The sequence below is a fragment of the Pelomonas candidula genome, assembly GCF_043555985.1.
Taxonomy (GTDB): Bacteria; Pseudomonadota; Gammaproteobacteria; order Burkholderiales; family Burkholderiaceae_C; genus Pelomonas; species Pelomonas candidula.
Genome location: NZ_JBIGIC010000001.1, coordinates 425,962 through 442,120, shown reverse-complemented (window position 1 = coordinate 442,120; position 16,159 = coordinate 425,962). Strand labels below are relative to the sequence as shown.

The window sequence follows — 16,159 nt, the reverse complement described above, 5'->3', positions numbered from 1 at the left end:
CAACACAGCGCCAGGCCGCGGCCGGCGTGGCTTTTCCACGGGCGCGCCTCGCGCTGCCCGCGGTGGCGCGAGGCGCGACACCGCAGACGGGCCGTCGTCTCAGGGCTTGACGCGCACCAGCCGGCCGCTGGTTTCCAGCAGCAGGTACAGCAGGCCGTCCGGGCCCTCGCGCACATCGCGCATGCGGCCGGCGCCTTCGAACAGCTTTTCCTGCTCGACGGGGCGGTTGTTCGCGTCCAGCTTCACGCGCTCCAGGTAGCCGAACTTCAGCGAGCCGACGAAGAAGTTGCCCTGCCAGGCCGGGCCGTACTTGGCGCTCCTGAGCTTCGTGAGGCCCGACGGCGCGATGGACGGCACCCACTTCACGAGGGGCTGCTCCATGCCGGCCTTGGCGAAGATGCCGTCGCCGATCTTGCCGCCTCCGTAGTTCTCGCCATAGGTGATGACGGGCCAGCCGTAGTTGAGCTTCGGGCTGAGCAGGTTCAGCTCGTCGCCTCCCTGCGGGCCATGTTCCAGCTCCCACAGGCGCCCCTTCTCGTCGAACGTCAGGCCCTGCGAGTTGCGGTGGCCGTAGGTCCAGATCTCGGGCAAGGCGCCGGGCGTTTTCACGAACGGGTTGTCGGCCGGCACGCTGCCGTCCTTGTTGATGCGCACGACCTTGCCGAGGTGGTTGTCCAGCGTCTGCGCGCTCTGCATGAACTTGAAGCGCTCGCCCAGGCTCAGGAAGAGCTTGCCGTCCGGCGACTCGGCGATGCGGCAGCCGAAGTGCAGCTTGCTGTCCACCTTGGGCTGCTGGCTGAAGATGACCTTCACGTCGGTCAGGCGCTTGAGGTCGTCGCTCAGCTTCGCGCGGGCGAGCGCCGTGCTGTTGGTGGACTTGTCGGCGCCGGCTTCGGCGAAGCAGAAGTAGATCGTGCGGTTGCGGGCGAAGTCGCTGTCCAGCTGCACATCCAGCAGGCCGCCCTGGCCCTCGGCGACGACGGCCGGCACGCCCTGGATGGGCGCGCCCGGCTTGCCGCCGGCCTTGGCGGTGCGCATGGTGCCATCGCGCTCGGTGATGAGGAACTGGCCGTCAGGCAGGAAGGCGACGGCCCACGGGGTCTTCAGGCCCTCGACGACGGTTTCGAGCTGCGGGGCGGCGTGGGCGGCGGAAGCCACCAGCGCGGTGGCGAGGAGCAGGGCGCGTGTGTTCATCCGCGCATCATGCCAAGCCTGCAGGCTGGCGGCGCCGGGCCTCAGCCGTCCAGCCGCTGCTGGAACACCAGCCCCGCGTGCTCGCGCAGCGCGTGGAACTTGATCTTGGGCCAGTTGCTCTCGATGGCGCGCAGCTCGGGCGCGTACTCCACCAGCACGGTCGGCGCGTCGACCGCGTCGTAGGCCATGCGATGGTCGTTGGCGTCGATGAAGCGCTTGAGTTCCTGCGGGTCGTCGCAGGTCACCCAGCGCGCCACCTGGAAGCGGCTGCCGGTGATGCGCGCCTTGACGCCGTACTCATGCTCCAGCCGATGCGCGACGACCTCGAACTGCAGCTGGCCCACGGCGCCCAGCAGCAGCACGCTGCCCGCGATGGGGCGGAACACCTGGATGGCGCCCTCTTCGCCGAGCTGCTGCAGGCCGGCCTTGAGCTGCTTGGTCTTCAGCGGGTCGGCCACTTCGACGCTGCGGAACATTTCCGGCGCGAAGAAGGGCAGGCCGGTGTACTGCAGGGCCTCGCCCTCGGTGATGGTGTCGCCCAGCTGCAGCACGCCGTGGTTGGGGATACCGATGATGTCGCCGGCGAAGGCCTCGTCCAGCAGTTCGCGCTTCTGGCTCATGAAGGTCACCACGCTGTTCGGGCGCAGGCTCTTGCCCGAGCGCACGACCTTCAGGTTCATGCCTCGCTCGAAGCGCCCCGACGCCACGCGCACGAAGGCGATGCGGTCGCGGTGCGCCGGGTCCATGTTGGCCTGGATCTTGAACACGACGCCGGTGAACTTGGGCTCCTCGGGCTGCACGGTGCGCTGCATGGCGACGCGCTTGTCCGGCGGCGGTGCCAGCTCGACGAGGGCGTCCAGCACCTCCTGCACGCCGAAGTTGTTGACGGCCGAGCCGAAGAACATCGGCGTCTGCTTGCCGGTCAGGAAGTCGTCGAGGCTGAACTCGGGCGCGGCCTCCCGCACCAGCTCGATCTCGCCCTGCGCGTTGTCGTACTGCATGCCGAAGCGTTCGGCGTAGGCCGGGTTGTCCAGGCCTTCCAGCACCTCCTCGGTGCCGGCCACGCGGTCCTCGCCGGGGGCGAAGACGCGCATGCGCTGCTGGCGCAGGTCCATCACGCCGTGGAACTGCTTGCCCATGCCGACCGGCCAGGTGAACGGCACGACCGTCATGCCCAGCTCGCGCTCGATCTCGTCCATCAGCGCGAGGGGCTCCTGCACCTCGCGGTCCATCTTGTTGACGAAGGTGAGGATGGGCGTGTTGCGCGCGCGGCAGACCTGCAGCAGGCGGCGCGTCTGCGGCTCGACGCCGTTGGCCGCGTCGATGACCATCAGCGCCGCGTCCACGGCCGTCAGCACGCGGTAGGTGTCTTCCGAGAAGTCCTGGTGGCCCGGCGTGTCCAGCAGGTTGATGACGCAGTCGCGGTACTCCATCTGCATGACCGACGAGGCCACCGAGATGCCGCGCTGCTTTTCGATCTCCATCCAGTCCGAGGTCGCGTGCCGCGAGGCCTTGCGCGCCTTCACCGAGCCGGCGATCTGGATCGCGCCGGAGAACAGCAGCAGCTTCTCCGTCAGCGTGGTCTTGCCGGCGTCGGGGTGGCTGATGATGGCGAAGGTGCGGCGGCGGCGGACTTCCGTCTCGATGCGGCTGGCGGTGGGTTCGGACATGGAGTTCTTCTGGCGGGCTAACCCGCGATTATCCCAGCCGGCCCCGGCGGCGGCTCACTCGGTCAGGTAGCGTGCGTAGATGGCCCGGTAGCGACCGCTGGCCTTCAGCCACTGCAGGCCGTCATTGAAGTCGTCGCGCACCTTCGGGCTGCGGAACACCGGCCGGTAGTCCAGCGGGTTGGGCGTCGTGAAGGCGTGTTCGGTCACCGGCAGCAGCGGCTCGCCGGCGCGTTTGAGCTGCAGCGAGAAGTAGCGAAAGATGCTGCGGTCCGCCAGCACCACGTCGTAGCGGCGGCGCATCAGCGTGCGCACCTGGGCGGTCTGGTCGTTGATCTCGGTGTAGCGGCCCGCCTCGCGCACGGGGCCCAGCCAGTCGGGGTAGCGGCGCACGGCGCCCTGGAAGGCGATGACACTCAGGCCCTCCAGGTCCTGCGGGCGCTTCAGGCTCAGGCCGCGCTCGGCCAGCGTGAACAGCACGTTGTCGTACAGCACGGCCGTGTTGCCATAGTGCCCGCCCTGCCGGGCCAGGTCCTCGCCCAGGTCGGTCATCGTCGCGTCGACCTCGTGGTTGCGGAAGGCCGCGGGGATGCGCCCCAGCGGCAGGTAGACCGCGTGCAGCCGGTAGCCCTTGTGGCCCAGCGCCTCGCGGAACACCTCGACCTCGATGCCGGAGTCGGTGTCCGGGAAGCAGAACGGCGGGATGTGTTCGCCGAACGCCATGCGCAGTTCCAGCGGCTGCGCCACGGCGGCCGGCAGCAGGCCCAGCAGGGAGCCGCCTGCCAGCAGACGGCGTCGTGAGACCACGGGCGTCAGTCTTCCAGCAGGCTGCGCAGCATCCAGGCCGTCTGCTCGTGCACCGTGATGCGCTGGGTCAGCAGGTCGGCGGTGGGCTCGTCGCTGGCCTTCTCGACGGCGGGGAACAGCTGGCGGGCGGTGCGGGCAACGGCTTCGTGGCCTTCCTTGAGGATGCGCACCATCTCCAGCGCCTTGGGCGGCGTGGCGGGTGCATCGGGCAGGCCGCTGAGCTTGGCGAACTGCGCGTAGCTGCCGGGCGCCGGATGGCCCAGCGAGCGGATGCGCTCGGCCACAGGGTCCACCGCGTTCCAAAGCTCCGTGTACTGGGCCATGAACATCGCGTGCAGGCTGTTGAACATCGGCCCGGTGACATTCCAGTGGAAGTTGTGCGTGGTCAGGTACAGCGTGTAGGTCTCGGCCAGCAGCTTGGACAGGCCGGCGACGATGGTGGCGCGGTCCTTGTCGTTGATGCCGATGCTGATGGAAGGGGCGGAGGGTTTCTTGGCCATGGGGGGCTCCGGGGTTGAGAGACGTGACGCGACAAGCCTAACCCAAGGGTTTGACTTGCCGCGCCGCTCTCTCCCTTGGCCTCACTGGGTGGCGATGCGGTAGAGCGTGATGCTGCCGTCGGGTGCCGTGACGGTGGCGGTCTTGCCGTCGGACGACAGCTGCACGGTGGCCGTGAAGCTGGTGTTGGCGTTGGTGCCGATGTCGAACATGCCGGCGCAGCCGTTGGTGTCGTAGATCTTGCCGGTGACGCTCAGCGTGCCGGCGGCCTTGTCCCAGGTGTAGCTGCTGTACTCGCCGCCTGCCGGGCCCATGTGCTCGGTCTGGCAGACGCCGGCCTCGGTGTCGCCGAGCGCGTCGACCATCAGCAGCTTGCCGTTGGGCAGGAACAGGAAGTGCTGCGCGTTGAAGTCCGTGGCCGAGAGCGCCCACAGGCCCACGATGCCGGTGGCGTCGCTGCTGGCGCGGCTGAACTGCGTGCCCAGCGAGCTGCCGATCTGCGTGGCACTGATGGTCAGCTTCTCGCTGGCCTGCTCCGCGAGGCTTCGGCGCAGCATGCCGCCTTCGCCAGCGGAGTTGCTCTCCACCAGGCTGGTGAAGTTCTGGCTGGCGGCGTCGTAGCTGAGCCAGCCCAGTTCATGGCCGGTCTGCGCGGTGCCAGTGGCTGCCGTGGCCTGGCCGAACAGGTAGCGCCCGCTGTCGCCGATGCGCAGCACGGCCACGTCCGCGCCGTCGCTGGCGACCCACACGCCCTTCGCCGTCGTCAGTGCCGCCTGGCTGGCGGTGGACAGGTCGGCGTAGCGCGTGGCGGGGTTGATGGCGGGCAGGCCGGGCAGCGCGGCCATCACGGCGTTGGCGGCCTCGAGATTGAGCCGCACGAGGTTGCTGCTGTTGCCGGCCGGCTGCTGGTAGCCGTAGTAGACCTTGCCGCTGCGCTCGACGAAGACGCGGCTGTAGCCGGCCTGCTGCATTGCCGATGGCAGGCCGGTGAAAGTCATCACGCGGGCGTCGCCCAGCGTCTTGATGGCGTAGGCGCCGGTGGCCAGCAGCACGCAGTTGCGCGCGCTGCCGTTGCTGGCGCGGCTCAGGCAGCTGTAGTAGCTCGTCGCCTTGCTGTCGCCCCCCGCGAACGCCACGCGCAGGCGCAGGTCGGCGCTGTACCAGCCGCCGGTGCCGGCCGGCTTCGTCGCCGCGCCGGCCAGCACGGCCAGGCTAGCCGTGGAGTTGCTCCACCATTCGTTGGGGTCCAGGCTCGCATCGGTGCCCACGGTGGACTTGGCGAACACGCAGGCCTTGCCGGGGTTGCGGGCGACGAGGTCCTCCAGCGTCGTCAGCGTCTCGGCGGTCGTCGTGCCGGCGCAAGCCAGGTTGGCCGTGCTGCGCGCGTCGCCGCCGGCGGCGATGGCCGCGGAGAAGCCGGTCACGACGCCGGTGGTCTGCACGTCGTAGCCGATGGCGGTCTCGGTGGGCGTGTTGATCTGGTAGTAGAGCTTGGCACCGGTCGGGAAGGTCGCCGTGCCGAAGGCCGCGACGGGATCGGCCGGGCCCCAGTTGACGTAGGCCAGGCCGTTGGCGCCGCCGGGCAGCGTGCGGATTTTCGTGAACACGCTCGCCAGGCTCTGGCCGGCCAGGTCGACGGCGCTGCGCGCGCTGCGTCCCTTCTCCAGGCCGTCGCAGACGTTGTAGGTCGAGCGGCCCTGCGCGTCTCGCACGGTCGACGTGTAGCGGTCGCCCAGCTTGCAGGCCACCCAGGCGCTGCCGTTCCAGTGCAGGTCGCCGCTGCGGGCAAACGTGTTGCCCTGCGCCCAGGCCTGGACGTTGGTGGCACTGTTGTAGTTGTTGCCCTGGGCCTGCATGAAGACCGACGTGTAGCGGATCAGGTTGGCCGCGTCGGGCGTGTTGTCGGCGGCGCTGTTCTGCAGTGTGCGCACCAGCCAGTCGCCGGCGCTGGTGTAGCGCAGCAGCGTCAGCTGCGCGGAGGCGACGGCCGTCGTGGCCGACGTGTCGGCCGGCAGCTTGGCCGTGCCGATGTTGGCCTTGGCCTCGTCGACCGAGACGCCGGCCTGCGCGACGACGGCCTTGGCGGCGTCGTTCAGTGCGGTCGTCAGCGCCGTGCCGCTGAGGCCGGTGAGGCTGCTCTCGGCCGTCTTGCCGGCGATGGCCGGCAGCGCGCCGACGACGGCGCTGACGACCTGCCTGGCGACGTCGGCCGCGGTGGCGGTGGCGCCGCTGAGGTCGGTCTGGCCGGCCACGGTCTTCAGCGCGTCGGCCTGGGCCAGCGTCGTGGCCTGCACCAGGCGGGCGACGAGGGCGGCCTGCGTGTTGTCGGCGCTGCTCGCGGCGGTGAAGTCGGCCAGCGGCGAGACGGCCAGGCCGGCCTGCGCCTGCACGAGCGCCGTGGCCTCGGCGACGGTCGCACCGGTCGCGTCGACATGCCCCTGCACCAGCGTCGTCAGCGGGCTGACGAAGACGCTGTGCGCCGTCGTCGTGCCGGTGGCCGGCGCTTGCAGCGTGAAGGCCGTCCCGACGGCGGCGCCGGTGGTCGCGTCGACCGCGGTGGCCGGTACCTGCACGACGATGCGGTGCTTGCCGGCGTCGGCCGGCTGGACCGAGAGCGTGAAGGCGCCGTCCGCGCCGGTGGCTGTGGAGACGGGCTCGCCGCTGTCGCAGACGCCGTTGTCGTTCAGGTCATAGCAGGCCGTGGCGCCGGACAGCGGGCCGTCCACCGCCTTGCCGGTGACGCTGACGGCGGTGGGCGCGGGGGGAGGCGGTGGCGGCGCGGTCGTTGATGAGTCGCTGCCGCCTCCGCAGCCACCGAGCAGCGCGGCGCTGGCCAGCAGCGAGGAGGCGAGGACGGGCGCCGGGCAGCGGCGCATGAGGGTGGTGGTCATGGTGAGCCCCTTGAGACGGCCGTCTGTGCGGCGAGGGCGCCATGCTCCGGCGCCCTCGCCGCCGGGGCATCACCAGAATTGCGGAGCTGGCACGTCGCGCACGCCCGGCCCTGCGGACGGGGCTACGGCGCCACAGCCGCGTTGTCGACCGCGAAGGCGTTGCAGTACTTGAGCTGCAGCTGGCCGTTCGATGCGCGTTGAACGTAGTGCACCGTATCGAGCCTTACCGTTTCTGGCGCGGCGCTGTCGCCGTGTTCCCGCAGCGTCTTCAGGCGTTGCAGCAATTCCCATCGCCGCTGAAGGGCTGCCGCGCGATCTGCCTGTTTGGGGGGAATGGCCACCCAGCGCAGCCGGATCTCGTCGCGGCAGTTCGGTGCCGGGAGCGGAAAGCCTTTGACCGGCAGGCGAATCTCGAACTGCCCCCAGTCAGCTTCCAGCGCCTGCTGCGTGCTCGGCGCCGACGCTGCAAAGTGCCAGCCCTGCGAGGTGATGTCGACGGTCACCGGCGCGCCATCGGCCGCCGCGGTGCCGCATACGGCGAGTAAGCAGAGCAGGCGCAGAGACGCCTCCGCGAGTTTCAAGCTGCCCCCATCACGGAGTTCCACGAGTTCATGTACTGGCTCACCGTGCCGGCGCCGAACAGGGTGTTGTAGTACTGCTTCCAGTAGGCGGCCATGTCGCTCAGTTTGCCAGCGGATGGCAGGGCCGCGGGCGCTCGCTTGTAGAGCACCCGCGCCATTGCCGCCGCGTAGGCGTCGTTGTTCGTCAACTCTTCCTCCGCATCGGCGTCGGGCGCCGACTTCAGTTGCAGCACGGCGTTGCGCAGCGTCGACCGGTATTTCAGATAGTTGTCGAAGATGTCGTCGTGCGTGGCCATCTCCATCTGGAACAGGCCGCGTGCCGGGCCGCCACCGATCTGGGTGCGGTAGACCAGCTTACTTTCCTGAAGCGCGGTGCCCAACAGCAGCTCGACGGCCGCGTCGCTGTGCAGGCCAATGGCCTGCAACGTGGGCGTGATGATGTCGTCTCGGAAGGCGATGGCCTTTTCGCGTGTCGGCATGTCCGTCCTCCGGGGCTTATTGGCGGAAGCAGGAAGCATGCGGTGTGGCGGCGACGCCCGCCTCCGCAAAAGTTGGGAAGCGCCGTCGGTTCAGGACAGCCGCGTCACGCCGCCCAGCTCGCAGGCGTAGATGGCATTGCGCAGCGCCGCGATGGCCTCGTAGCGCGTGAAGCTGCGCCGCCATGCGAGCACGACGCGGCGTGTGGGGATGGGCTCGCTGAACGGCACGAAGGCCAGATGCGGCGACGGGTCGCGTGGCACCGACAACTGCGGCACGACGGTCACGCCCATGCCCGAGGCGACCATGTGCTTGATGGTTTCCAGCGACGAGCCCTCGAAGCTGCGGCGGATGCCCTCGGCGTCGCTGGAGAAGCGGGCGAACTCGGGGCAGACCTCCAGCACGTGGTCGCGGAAGCAGTGCCCCGTGCCGAGTAGCAGCATGGTCTCGCGCTTGAGCTCCTCGGCGCTGATGGTCTCGCGCGTGGCCAGCGGGTGGGCGGCCGGCAGCGCGACGACGAAGGGCTCGTCGTACAGCGGTGCGGTGGCCAGGCCCGTGTCGGGGAAGGGCTCGGCCATGATGGCGCAGTCCAGCTCGCCCGTGCGCAGCATCTCCAGCAGCTTCACCGTGAAGTTCTCCTGCAGCATCAGCGGCATCTGCGGGTACTGCTCGATGGTGTGCTTCACCAGCTCGGGCAGCAGGTAGGGGCCGATCGTGTAGATGATGCCCAGCCGCAGCGCGCCGGCCAGCGGGTCCTTGCCGCGCTTGGCGATCTCCTTGATCGCGCCGGCCTGGTCCAGCACCGACTGCGCCTGGCGCACGATCTCCTCGCCCAGCGGCGTGACGCTGACCTCGGTGCCGCCGCGCTCGAAGATCTTCAGGTCCAGCTCTTCTTCCAGCTTCTTGATGGCGACCGACAGCGTCGGCTGCGACACGAAGCAGGCCTCGGCGGCACGGCCGAAATGCCGCTCGCGGGCGACGGCGACGATATAGCGCAACTCGGTCAGGGTCATAGGGCCGAACGCTACACTGCCGCCGCCCCACGAGGGCTCCCAGGGTTTATACCGAGGTACCCCATGACAGATCGCAAGCCGATGACCCTGCCGCGCCTGGCGCAGATGCACGCCAGCGGCGAGAAGATCACGATGCTGACCTGCTACGACGCGGCGTTCGCCAGCCTGCTGGACGAGGCCGGCGTCGACATCCTGCTGATCGGCGATTCGCTGGGCAATGTGCTGCAGGGGCGCGGCTCCACCGCCCCGGTCAGCCTCGAGGACATGGTCTATCACACGTTCTGCGTGTCGCGCGGCCACAAGTGGGCCTGGATCGTGGCCGACCTGCCGTTCGACAGCTATCACGTCAGCAAGGAAGAGGCCTGGAAGAGCGCCGCTGCGCTGGTGAAGGCGGGTGCCCACATGGTCAAGCTCGAAGGCGGCGGCTGGACGGCCGAGACCGTGCGCTTCATCAGCGAGCGCGGCATCCCGGTCTGCGTGCACCTGGGCTTCACGCCTCAGACGGTGAACGCGCTGGGCGGCTTCAAGGTGCAGGGGCGCGACGAGGAGAGCGCCGCGCGCATGAAGCGCGAGTCGCAGGAAGCCGTCGAGGCCGGCGCCGCGATGCTGCTGTACGAGATGGTGCCCGCCGCGCTGGCCGCCGAGATCACGGCCGCGTCGCCGGTGCCCGTCATCGGCATCGGCGCCGGCGTGGGCACGTCGGGCCAGGTGCTGGTGCTGCACGACATGCTCAACATCACGCCGGGCCGCAAGCCGCGCTTCGTCAAGAACTTCATGGAGGGCCAGACATCCGTCCAGGCCGCCATCAAGGGTTATGTGGACGAGGTGAAAGCGGGGACCTTCCCCGTGAACGAGATCCACGGGTTCTGACCATGCAAGTCATCCACACGATTGCCGAGCTGCGCGACGCGCTCGCCATCCACCGCCAGCGCGGCTTCGTGCCGACGATGGGCAATCTGCACGACGGCCACCTGGCCCTCGTCAAGCAGGCGCGCGAGCTGGTCGGTCCGGCCGGCGCGGTGGTCGCCAGCATCTTCGTCAACCGGCTGCAGTTCGCGCCGCACGAGGACTTCGACACCTACCCGCGCACGCTGGCGCGCGACTGCGAGCTGCTGGAAGGCGCCGGCTGCGACATCGTCTTCGCGCCGAGCGAGAAGGAGCTGTACCCCGAGCCGCAGGGCTACAAGGTCACGCCGCCGCCCGAGCTGGCGGACATCCTCGAAGGCCATTTCCGCCCCGGCTTCTTCACCGGCGTCTGCACGGTCGTGCACAAGCTCTTCAACATCGTGCAGCCGACGCTGGCCGTGTTCGGCAAGAAGGATTACCAGCAGCTGATGGTGTTGCGCCGCATGACGGCGCAGATGGCGCTGCCCATCGCCATCCATGGCGGCGAGACGCGCCGCAGCGCCGAGGGCCTGGCGCTGTCGTCGCGCAACGGCTACCTCAGCGATGCAGAGAAGGTGGAGGCGCTGCGCCTGTCGCGCACGCTGCAAAGCCTGATCGCACGCTGGCAGGCCGGCGAGCGCGACGTGGCCGCGCTGGAAGCTGACGCGATGCAGTCGCTGCGCGATGCGGGCTGGGCGCCGGACTACGTGACGCTGCGCCGCCAGCACGACCTCGGCGAGGCCTTGGCGGGCCAGCCGCTGGTGGCGCTGGCCGCCGCGCGGCTGGGCACCACGCGGCTCATCGACAACCTCGAGGTCAGTTGACGGCGGTCAGCGTGATGTCGAACACCAGGGCGGCGTTGGCGGGGACGCTGCCCTGGCCGGTGCTGCCGTAGGCCAGGCTGGCCGGGATCGTGACGGTGCGCGAGCCGCCGACCTTCATGCCGTTGACGCCGGTGTCGAAACCGGAGATGACCTGGTTGGCGCCGAGCGTGAACTGGAAGCCCGTGCCGGCGTCGATCTTCGTGCCCTTGGTGTCGCTGACGCGCACGTCGTACAGGTAGAGCGTGTAGTTCACCGTGGCCTTCGAGCCGGTGGTGGCAGACGCGCCGGTACCCACGGTGGTGTCGACGATCTTCAGCGCCGTCACGTTGGACCAGCCGTAGGCCGAGTAGTCGGTGGAGCCACCGCTGCTCGAATCGCTGCTGCCGCCACCGCCGCAGGCGGTGAGGCCGAGGCCGATGAGAAGCGCGCTGGCCGCGAGCTGAAGGGCATGACGACGGGAACGGGTGGCGGGCATAACGGTGCAGCTGGAGGGTGAATGAAAATGCCGCTCCGGGGAGCGGCGGGGCGGAATATAGCCAGCGCATGTAAAGCCTTGTAAGTCACTGTCAACGCCAAGTACCACCTGGCGTTGAGCCCTCGTTCACGGAGATGCCCATGCGCCTGCCCCGCCGCCTTGTCAGTCTTGCTCTTGCCGCTTGCACGACCGTGCTGCTTAGCGCCTGTGGGGGCGGCGTGTCCGTCGAGGTCGATGGTGGCGGTGGAGGAGGTGGTGGTGGCGGCACGCCGTACCCCGTGCCCAACCCTGTGCCGAACGCGCCCACGCAATCGTGCAGCGCCGCGGGCCTGGCGGCCTCGGCGGCGAGCACCTGGCCCACGGTCTGCATGCTGACCAGCAGCGGCGAGATCGTCGTCGAGCTGTACGACACCTACTCGCCGCAGACGGTTGCCAATTTCTACAAATACGTTGCCGCAGGCTTCTACACGAAGACGCTGATCCACCGCGTGGACCGCGACTTCGTCGTGCAGGGCGGTGGCTACACCAGCGGCATGGTGGCCAAGACCCCGCTGTATGCGCCGATCAAGCTGGAGAGCAACAACGGCCTGTCCAACCTGCGCGGCACGATCGCGATGGCCCGCCGCAGCGACGCCGACTCGGCCACCAGCCAGTTCTTCTTCAACGTCGTCGACAACACCAGCCTCGACTACCAGAGCGCCGCCAGCCCCGGCTATGCGGTCTTCGGCCGCATCATCTCGGGCCTCAACACGCTGGACGCGATCAACGTCGTGCCGACCTACACCTACAGCCCGACGGACATCGAGCCGCGCACCGAGGTGCTGGTGTACTGGATGCAGCGGCTGAAGTAGGCCCCATCCGCCCCGGCGGCGCGCCATTCGTCAGCGCCGCCTGCCGTTCGTCATCCGGCGGATGCGGGCGCCGGGTGGCCCCGGCAACATGCCGTCCATCGCAACCTCGATGGAGTCTCCATGTTCCGCAGCAAGCGTTCCTGGGCCGGCCTGTTCGGCGCCGCCGTCGGCATCCTCACGGCGCTCTACGTCAGCAGCTGCCACGCCGCGCCGGTCGAGTTCCGCGACCTGCGTGTCGACGTCGTCGGCAGCGGCCGCCCGGTGCTGATGATCCCGGGCCTGAACAGCGCGGCCAGCACCTGGGACCAGACCTGCGCGGCACTGCAGCCCGGCGTGCAATGCCACATCGTCCAGCTGCCCGGCTTTGCCGGCGCACCGGCGGTGGCGACGGAGAACTTCCAGCTCGCCATGCGCGACCGCCTCCTGGCCTACCTGGACGACCGCAAGCTCGACAAGCCGGTCGTCATCGGCCACAGCCTGGGCGGCGTGCTGGCGCTGCGGATGGCGGCCGAGAAGCCGGGCCGCATCGGGCAGCTCGTCATCGTCGACTCGCTGCCCTTCCTGGCCGGCCTGCGCGGCATGACGCCCGAGCAGGCCCAGGGCATGGCCGCCGGCATGCGCCAGCAGATGCTGGCCGCGACGAAAGAGCAGTGGGAGGCCGGCACGCGGCAGGGTGCGGGCGGCATGAGCCGCAACCCGGCCAACGCCGAGCGCGTCGTCGCCTGGGGCCTGGCCAGCGACCGTGCGACGACGGTGCAGGCCATGTCCGAGCTGTGGGGCGACGACCTGCGCCCGCTGCTGCCGCGCATCACCGCGCCGACGCTGGTGCTGGGCGCGTGGGCGGCGTACGAGCCGATGGGGTCGACGCTGGACAGCACGCGCAAGATCTTCGAGGCCCAGTACGCGGGCCTGGCCGGCGTGAAGATCGAGATGAGCCAGCGCGGCTACCACTTCCTCATGTGGGACGATGCCGACTGGCTGGTGGGCGAGGTCAAGGCCTTCCTGGTTTCCGGCCGATAAAGCAACCCAGGGGAGGCGCATGAACACGCGCAAACGCAGCGTCATCCAGGCGCTGCTGTGGAGCTTCTACGCCGGCGTCTCGCTGGTGATGATCGCCAACTTCGGCATCCTGACTGGCTCCATGGTCTTCACGATGGTGTTCGTCGGTGCCGGGCTGTGGGTGGCCAGCGAGGCGCTGCGCGCGCTGGCCCTGCGCCGTGCGTGGCTGGATCTGCCGCCGCGCGCCTTGCTGCTGAGGCTGCTGCTGGCGCCGTGGCTGTGCGCGCTGGCGCTGCAGGAACTGGTCTATCTCGTCAACGGGGCCGGCGTGAAGCTGGGGCTGCTGGCCTTCCCGCCGGGGACGCCGCGGGGCTGGATGGTGCTGCTGACCTACGCGCTCAACAATGCCATCCTGCTGTGGCTGTGGCTGGCCGTCTGGGTCGGCGTGACCATGCTGCAGCGCTGGCGCTCCGGCGAGATTGCCAAGTGGAAGGCCGAGACCGCGGCGCGCGAGCTGGAGCTGCAGGTGCTGCGCGCCCAGATCAACCCGCACTTCCTGTTCAACGCGCTGAACAACCTGCGCGCCCTCATCAACGAAGACCCGGTCCGCGCCCGCGAGATGCTGAGCCGCTTGTCCAACACGCTTCGCCACACGCTGCAGCACAGCGCCAAGGAGCGCGTGCCGCTGGCCGACGAACTGGCCGTGGTGCGCGACTACGTGGCGCTCGAGCAGCTGCACCACGAGGAGCGGCTGCGCGTGGACTGGCAGGTGGCCCCCGCCACCACCGACGCCAGCGTGCCGCCCATGCTGCTGCAGCTGCTGGTGGAGAACGCCATCAAGCACGGCATCGCGCGCACGCCGGGCGGCGGCGTGGTCGACATCCGCATCGCGCGTGACGGCGAGCGGCTGCAGATCGCCGTCGACAACCCTGGCCAGTGGAAGCTGGAGCCCGACGCGCCCACCAGCACGGGCCTGGGCCTGGCGCACCTGCGCGAGCGCCTCGCGCGCGCCGGCGGCGAGGGTGCGGACTGCCGCATCGCCGCTGCCGACGGCCGCGTGCAGGTCTGCGTGACACTGGCGGCATGAAGATCTTCATCGTCGAGGACTCGCGGCTGGCGCGCCAGGAGCTGCGCACGCTGCTGGCTGCCATCCCTGATGCCGACATCGTCGGCGAGGCTGCCGAGCTGGCGCCGGCACGCGACGCCATCGAGACGCTCCAGCCGGAGTTGTTGCTGCTTGACGTGGAACTGCCCGGTGCCACCGGCTTCGACCTGCTGGATCAGCTGGAGCACCTGCCGCTGGTCGTGTTCACGACCGCCTACGACCAGCACGCGCTGGCCGCCTTCGAGCGCAACGCGCTGGACTACCTGCTCAAGCCCATCGACCCCGGGCGGCTGGAGGCGGCGCTGGACAAGGCCCGTGCGCGGCTGCGGCCCGCGCCGGCGGTGGCGTCGCCGACCACGGCCCTGAAGGGCGCCGACGACATGGTCTTCCTGCGCGACGGCGAGCGCTGCTGGTTCGTGCGGCTGGGCGACATCGCCGGCTTCGAGTCCTGCGGCAACTACGCCCAGGCCTGGTTCGACGGCCAGCGCCCGCTCATCAACCGCACGCTGACCAGCCTGGAGGAGAAGCTGGACCCGCAGCTGTTCTTCCGCGCCAGCCGCAGCCATCTCGTCAACCTGCGCTGGGTGCAGGACATCCAGCCGTGGAGCAACGACGGCTACCGCGTCACGCTGCGCGACGGCCACCAGGTCGAGGTGTCGCGCCGTCAGGCCAAGCTGCTGCGCGAGAAGCTCGAACTCTGACGCCGCCGTCCGGTGGCAGACTGCCGCCATGCCTGACGTCGCCCCACCCATCCGCCGCATCGCCATCACCACCGGAGGCGGCGACGCGCCTGGCCTGAACGCCGTCATCCAGGCCGTCACGCGCGCCGCGCTGCAGCGCGGCTGGACCTGCGTCGGCATCCGCGATGGCTACGACGGCCTGCTGCGCCCCGAGCGCTACCGCCCGGGCGACGGCTGCGTGGAACTCACGCGCGAGCGCGTCGACGGCATCGGCGCGCTGGGCGGCACGCTGCTCGGTTCCACGAACAAGGGCGACCCCTTCGCCTACCCCACACCGCAGCCCGACGGGAGCGTCGCGCTGGTCGATCGCTCGCAGGATCTGCTGGACGCGCTGGCCCGCGAGCAGGTGGACGCGCTGGTGGCCGTCGGCGGCGACGGGTCGCTCGCCATCGCCCACCGGCTGGCGCAGCGAGGCCTGCGCGTGGTGGGCGTGCCCAAGACCATCGACAACGACCTCGACGGCACCGTCACCACCTTCGGCTTCGACACCGCCGTGGCCTTTGCCAGCGAGTGCATCGACCGCCTGCACACCACCGCCGCCAGCCACCACCGCGTCATCGCCGTCGAGGTGATGGGCCGCTACGCCGGCTGGATCGCGCTGCACGCCGGGCTGGCCGGAGGCGCCCACACCATCCTGCTGCCGGAGCTGCCCTTCGACCTCGCGCCCGTGGCCGCGCTGATCGAGCAGCGCGAGGCGCAGGGGCAGGCCTACTCCATCGTCGTCGTCGCCGAGGGCGCCCGCCCGCGCGACGGCGCGCTCGCGCTGCGCGCCCCGGCCGAGGCCGGCCACGCCGAACGGCTGGGCGGCATGGGCGAGCAGGTCAGCCAGGCGCTGGGCCGGCTGACGCGCAAGGACGCGCGCTGCGTCGTGCTGGGCCACCTGCTGCGCGGCGGCAGCCCCACGGCGTTCGACCGCGTCGCGGCGCTGCGCTTCGGCGCGGCGGCGGTGCGTGCGCTGGCCGCGGGGCAGCACGGCATCATGGTGGCGCTGGCCGGCAGCGATGTTCGCCCCGTGCCGCTGGCCGACGTGGCCGGCCGCATGAAGGCCGTGCCGCTGGACGGCGACACGCTGGCCACGGCGCGCGACCTGGGCATCTGCCTGGGCGCCTGAGCCCGCTGCGGCTGCGGCCTGTCCCCGCCATCGTGCAGCCC

At 70.0% G+C, this 16,159-nt stretch carries 16 protein-coding genes; 7 read left to right on the top strand and 9 right to left on the bottom strand.

Annotation, left to right across the window (positions count from 1 at the left end):
* Positions 1–99 precede the first annotated feature (99 nt).
* The 8 genes from ACG04R_RS02135 to ACG04R_RS02100 all read right to left on the bottom strand — a co-directional run bounded on the left by ACG04R_RS02135 (position 100) and on the right by ACG04R_RS02100 (position 9,128).
* The gene (locus ACG04R_RS02135; protein WP_394406081.1) at positions 100–1,194 is read right to left on the bottom strand and encodes a PQQ-dependent sugar dehydrogenase; all 1,095 of its coding nucleotides are present in this window, start codon (positions 1,192–1,194) and stop codon (positions 100–102) included.
* A 41-nt stretch (positions 1,195–1,235) separates the two neighbouring features.
* Positions 1,236–2,864 carry a peptide chain release factor 3 gene (locus tag ACG04R_RS02130; RefSeq protein WP_394406078.1) on the bottom strand — a complete coding sequence of 543 codons (1,629 nt, stop codon included), beginning with the start codon at positions 2,862–2,864 and terminating at the stop codon, positions 1,236–1,238.
* Positions 2,865–2,918: 54 nt separating this feature from the next.
* Entirely contained in the window at positions 2,919–3,668 is a 750-nt protein-coding gene (locus tag ACG04R_RS02125) for a substrate-binding periplasmic protein (protein ID WP_394406076.1), read from the bottom strand.
* 5 nt (positions 3,669–3,673) lie between these two features.
* Complete coding sequence (locus ACG04R_RS02120) at positions 3,674–4,168, bottom strand: Dps family protein (RefSeq protein WP_394406074.1); 495 nt, start codon at positions 4,166–4,168, stop codon at positions 3,674–3,676.
* Between the two features lie 81 nt (positions 4,169–4,249).
* Positions 4,250–7,057: a hypothetical protein gene (locus ACG04R_RS02115; protein WP_394406073.1), complete on the bottom strand. Its 2,808-nt coding sequence runs from the start codon at positions 7,055–7,057 to the stop codon at positions 4,250–4,252.
* Positions 7,058–7,179: 122 nt separating this feature from the next.
* Positions 7,180–7,638, bottom strand: coding sequence for a hypothetical protein (locus ACG04R_RS02110; RefSeq protein WP_394406071.1), 459 nt, complete (start codon positions 7,636–7,638; stop codon positions 7,180–7,182).
* On the bottom strand, positions 7,635–8,117 hold the full coding sequence (locus ACG04R_RS02105; protein WP_394406069.1) for a hypothetical protein: 483 nt from the start codon (positions 8,115–8,117) through the stop codon (positions 7,635–7,637). Before ACG04R_RS02105 ends, ACG04R_RS02110 begins: the two co-directional genes overlap by 4 nt.
* Positions 8,118–8,207: 90 nt before the next feature.
* On the bottom strand, positions 8,208–9,128 hold the full coding sequence (locus tag ACG04R_RS02100; protein ID WP_394406068.1) for a hydrogen peroxide-inducible genes activator: 921 nt from the start codon (positions 9,126–9,128) through the stop codon (positions 8,208–8,210).
* A 63-nt stretch (positions 9,129–9,191) separates the two neighbouring features.
* Here ACG04R_RS02100 and panB point away from each other — a divergent pair, with 63 nt between their 5' ends.
* Positions 9,192–9,998 (top strand): 3-methyl-2-oxobutanoate hydroxymethyltransferase, encoded by an 807-nt coding sequence (gene panB / locus ACG04R_RS02095; protein ID WP_394406066.1) that lies wholly within the window; start codon positions 9,192–9,194, stop codon positions 9,996–9,998.
* A 2-nt stretch (positions 9,999–10,000) separates the two neighbouring features.
* On the top strand, positions 10,001–10,837 hold the full coding sequence (gene panC, locus ACG04R_RS02090) for a pantoate--beta-alanine ligase (RefSeq protein WP_394406064.1): 837 nt from the start codon (positions 10,001–10,003) through the stop codon (positions 10,835–10,837).
* On the opposite strand, the gene ACG04R_RS02085 is transcribed toward panC, so the two are convergent.
* Complete coding sequence (locus ACG04R_RS02085) at positions 10,830–11,312, bottom strand: FKBP-type peptidyl-prolyl cis-trans isomerase (protein WP_394406062.1); 483 nt, start codon at positions 11,310–11,312, stop codon at positions 10,830–10,832. The two genes, panC and ACG04R_RS02085, sit on opposite strands and share 8 nt — an antisense overlap.
* A gap of 140 nt (positions 11,313–11,452) precedes the next feature.
* Here ACG04R_RS02085 and ACG04R_RS02080 point away from each other — a divergent pair, with 140 nt between their 5' ends.
* The 5 genes from ACG04R_RS02080 to ACG04R_RS02060 all read left to right on the top strand — a co-directional run bounded on the left by ACG04R_RS02080 (position 11,453) and on the right by ACG04R_RS02060 (position 16,118).
* Positions 11,453–12,163 (top strand): peptidylprolyl isomerase, encoded by a 711-nt coding sequence (locus tag ACG04R_RS02080; protein WP_394406060.1) that lies wholly within the window; start codon positions 11,453–11,455, stop codon positions 12,161–12,163.
* Positions 12,164–12,283: 120 nt separating this feature from the next.
* Complete coding sequence (locus ACG04R_RS02075; RefSeq protein WP_394406058.1) at positions 12,284–13,183, top strand: alpha/beta fold hydrolase; 900 nt, start codon at positions 12,284–12,286, stop codon at positions 13,181–13,183.
* A 19-nt stretch (positions 13,184–13,202) separates the two neighbouring features.
* On the top strand, positions 13,203–14,249 hold the full coding sequence (locus ACG04R_RS02070) for a sensor histidine kinase (RefSeq protein WP_394406057.1): 1,047 nt from the start codon (positions 13,203–13,205) through the stop codon (positions 14,247–14,249).
* Positions 14,246–14,968 (top strand): LytR/AlgR family response regulator transcription factor, encoded by a 723-nt coding sequence (locus ACG04R_RS02065; protein WP_394406055.1) that lies wholly within the window; start codon positions 14,246–14,248, stop codon positions 14,966–14,968. The genes ACG04R_RS02070 and ACG04R_RS02065 overlap by 4 nt, the downstream gene beginning before the upstream one ends.
* 28 nt (positions 14,969–14,996) lie before the next feature.
* Positions 14,997–16,118, top strand: coding sequence for a 6-phosphofructokinase (locus tag ACG04R_RS02060; RefSeq protein WP_394406053.1), 1,122 nt, complete (start codon positions 14,997–14,999; stop codon positions 16,116–16,118).
* Positions 16,119–16,159 lie beyond the last annotated feature (41 nt).

Bases quoted from the DNA above. Each gene is read 5' to 3' on its own strand.
- ACG04R_RS02135 (WP_394406081.1), bottom strand. From the start codon at position 1,194: ATGAACACACGCGCCCTGCTCCTCGCCACCGCGCTGGTGGCTTCCGCC.
- ACG04R_RS02130 (WP_394406078.1), bottom strand. From the start codon at position 2,864: ATGTCCGAACCCACCGCCAGCCGCATCGAGACGGAAGTCCGCCGCCGC.
- ACG04R_RS02120 (WP_394406074.1), bottom strand. From the start codon at position 4,168: ATGGCCAAGAAACCCTCCGCCCCTTCCATCAGCATCGGCATCAACGAC.
- ACG04R_RS02115 (WP_394406073.1), bottom strand. From the start codon at position 7,057: ATGACCACCACCCTCATGCGCCGCTGCCCGGCGCCCGTCCTCGCCTCC.
- ACG04R_RS02105 (WP_394406069.1), bottom strand. From the start codon at position 8,117: ATGCCGACACGCGAAAAGGCCATCGCCTTCCGAGACGACATCATCACG.
- ACG04R_RS02100 (WP_394406068.1), bottom strand. From the start codon at position 9,128: ATGACCCTGACCGAGTTGCGCTATATCGTCGCCGTCGCCCGCGAGCGG.
- panB (WP_394406066.1), top strand. From the start codon at position 9,192: ATGACAGATCGCAAGCCGATGACCCTGCCGCGCCTGGCGCAGATGCAC.
- panC (WP_394406064.1), top strand. From the start codon at position 10,001: ATGCAAGTCATCCACACGATTGCCGAGCTGCGCGACGCGCTCGCCATC.
- ACG04R_RS02085 (WP_394406062.1), bottom strand. From the start codon at position 11,312: ATGCCCGCCACCCGTTCCCGTCGTCATGCCCTTCAGCTCGCGGCCAGC.
- ACG04R_RS02080 (WP_394406060.1), top strand. From the start codon at position 11,453: ATGCGCCTGCCCCGCCGCCTTGTCAGTCTTGCTCTTGCCGCTTGCACG.
- ACG04R_RS02075 (WP_394406058.1), top strand. From the start codon at position 12,284: ATGTTCCGCAGCAAGCGTTCCTGGGCCGGCCTGTTCGGCGCCGCCGTC.
- ACG04R_RS02070 (WP_394406057.1), top strand. From the start codon at position 13,203: ATGAACACGCGCAAACGCAGCGTCATCCAGGCGCTGCTGTGGAGCTTC.
- ACG04R_RS02065 (WP_394406055.1), top strand. From the start codon at position 14,246: ATGAAGATCTTCATCGTCGAGGACTCGCGGCTGGCGCGCCAGGAGCTG.
- ACG04R_RS02060 (WP_394406053.1), top strand. From the start codon at position 14,997: ATGCCTGACGTCGCCCCACCCATCCGCCGCATCGCCATCACCACCGGA.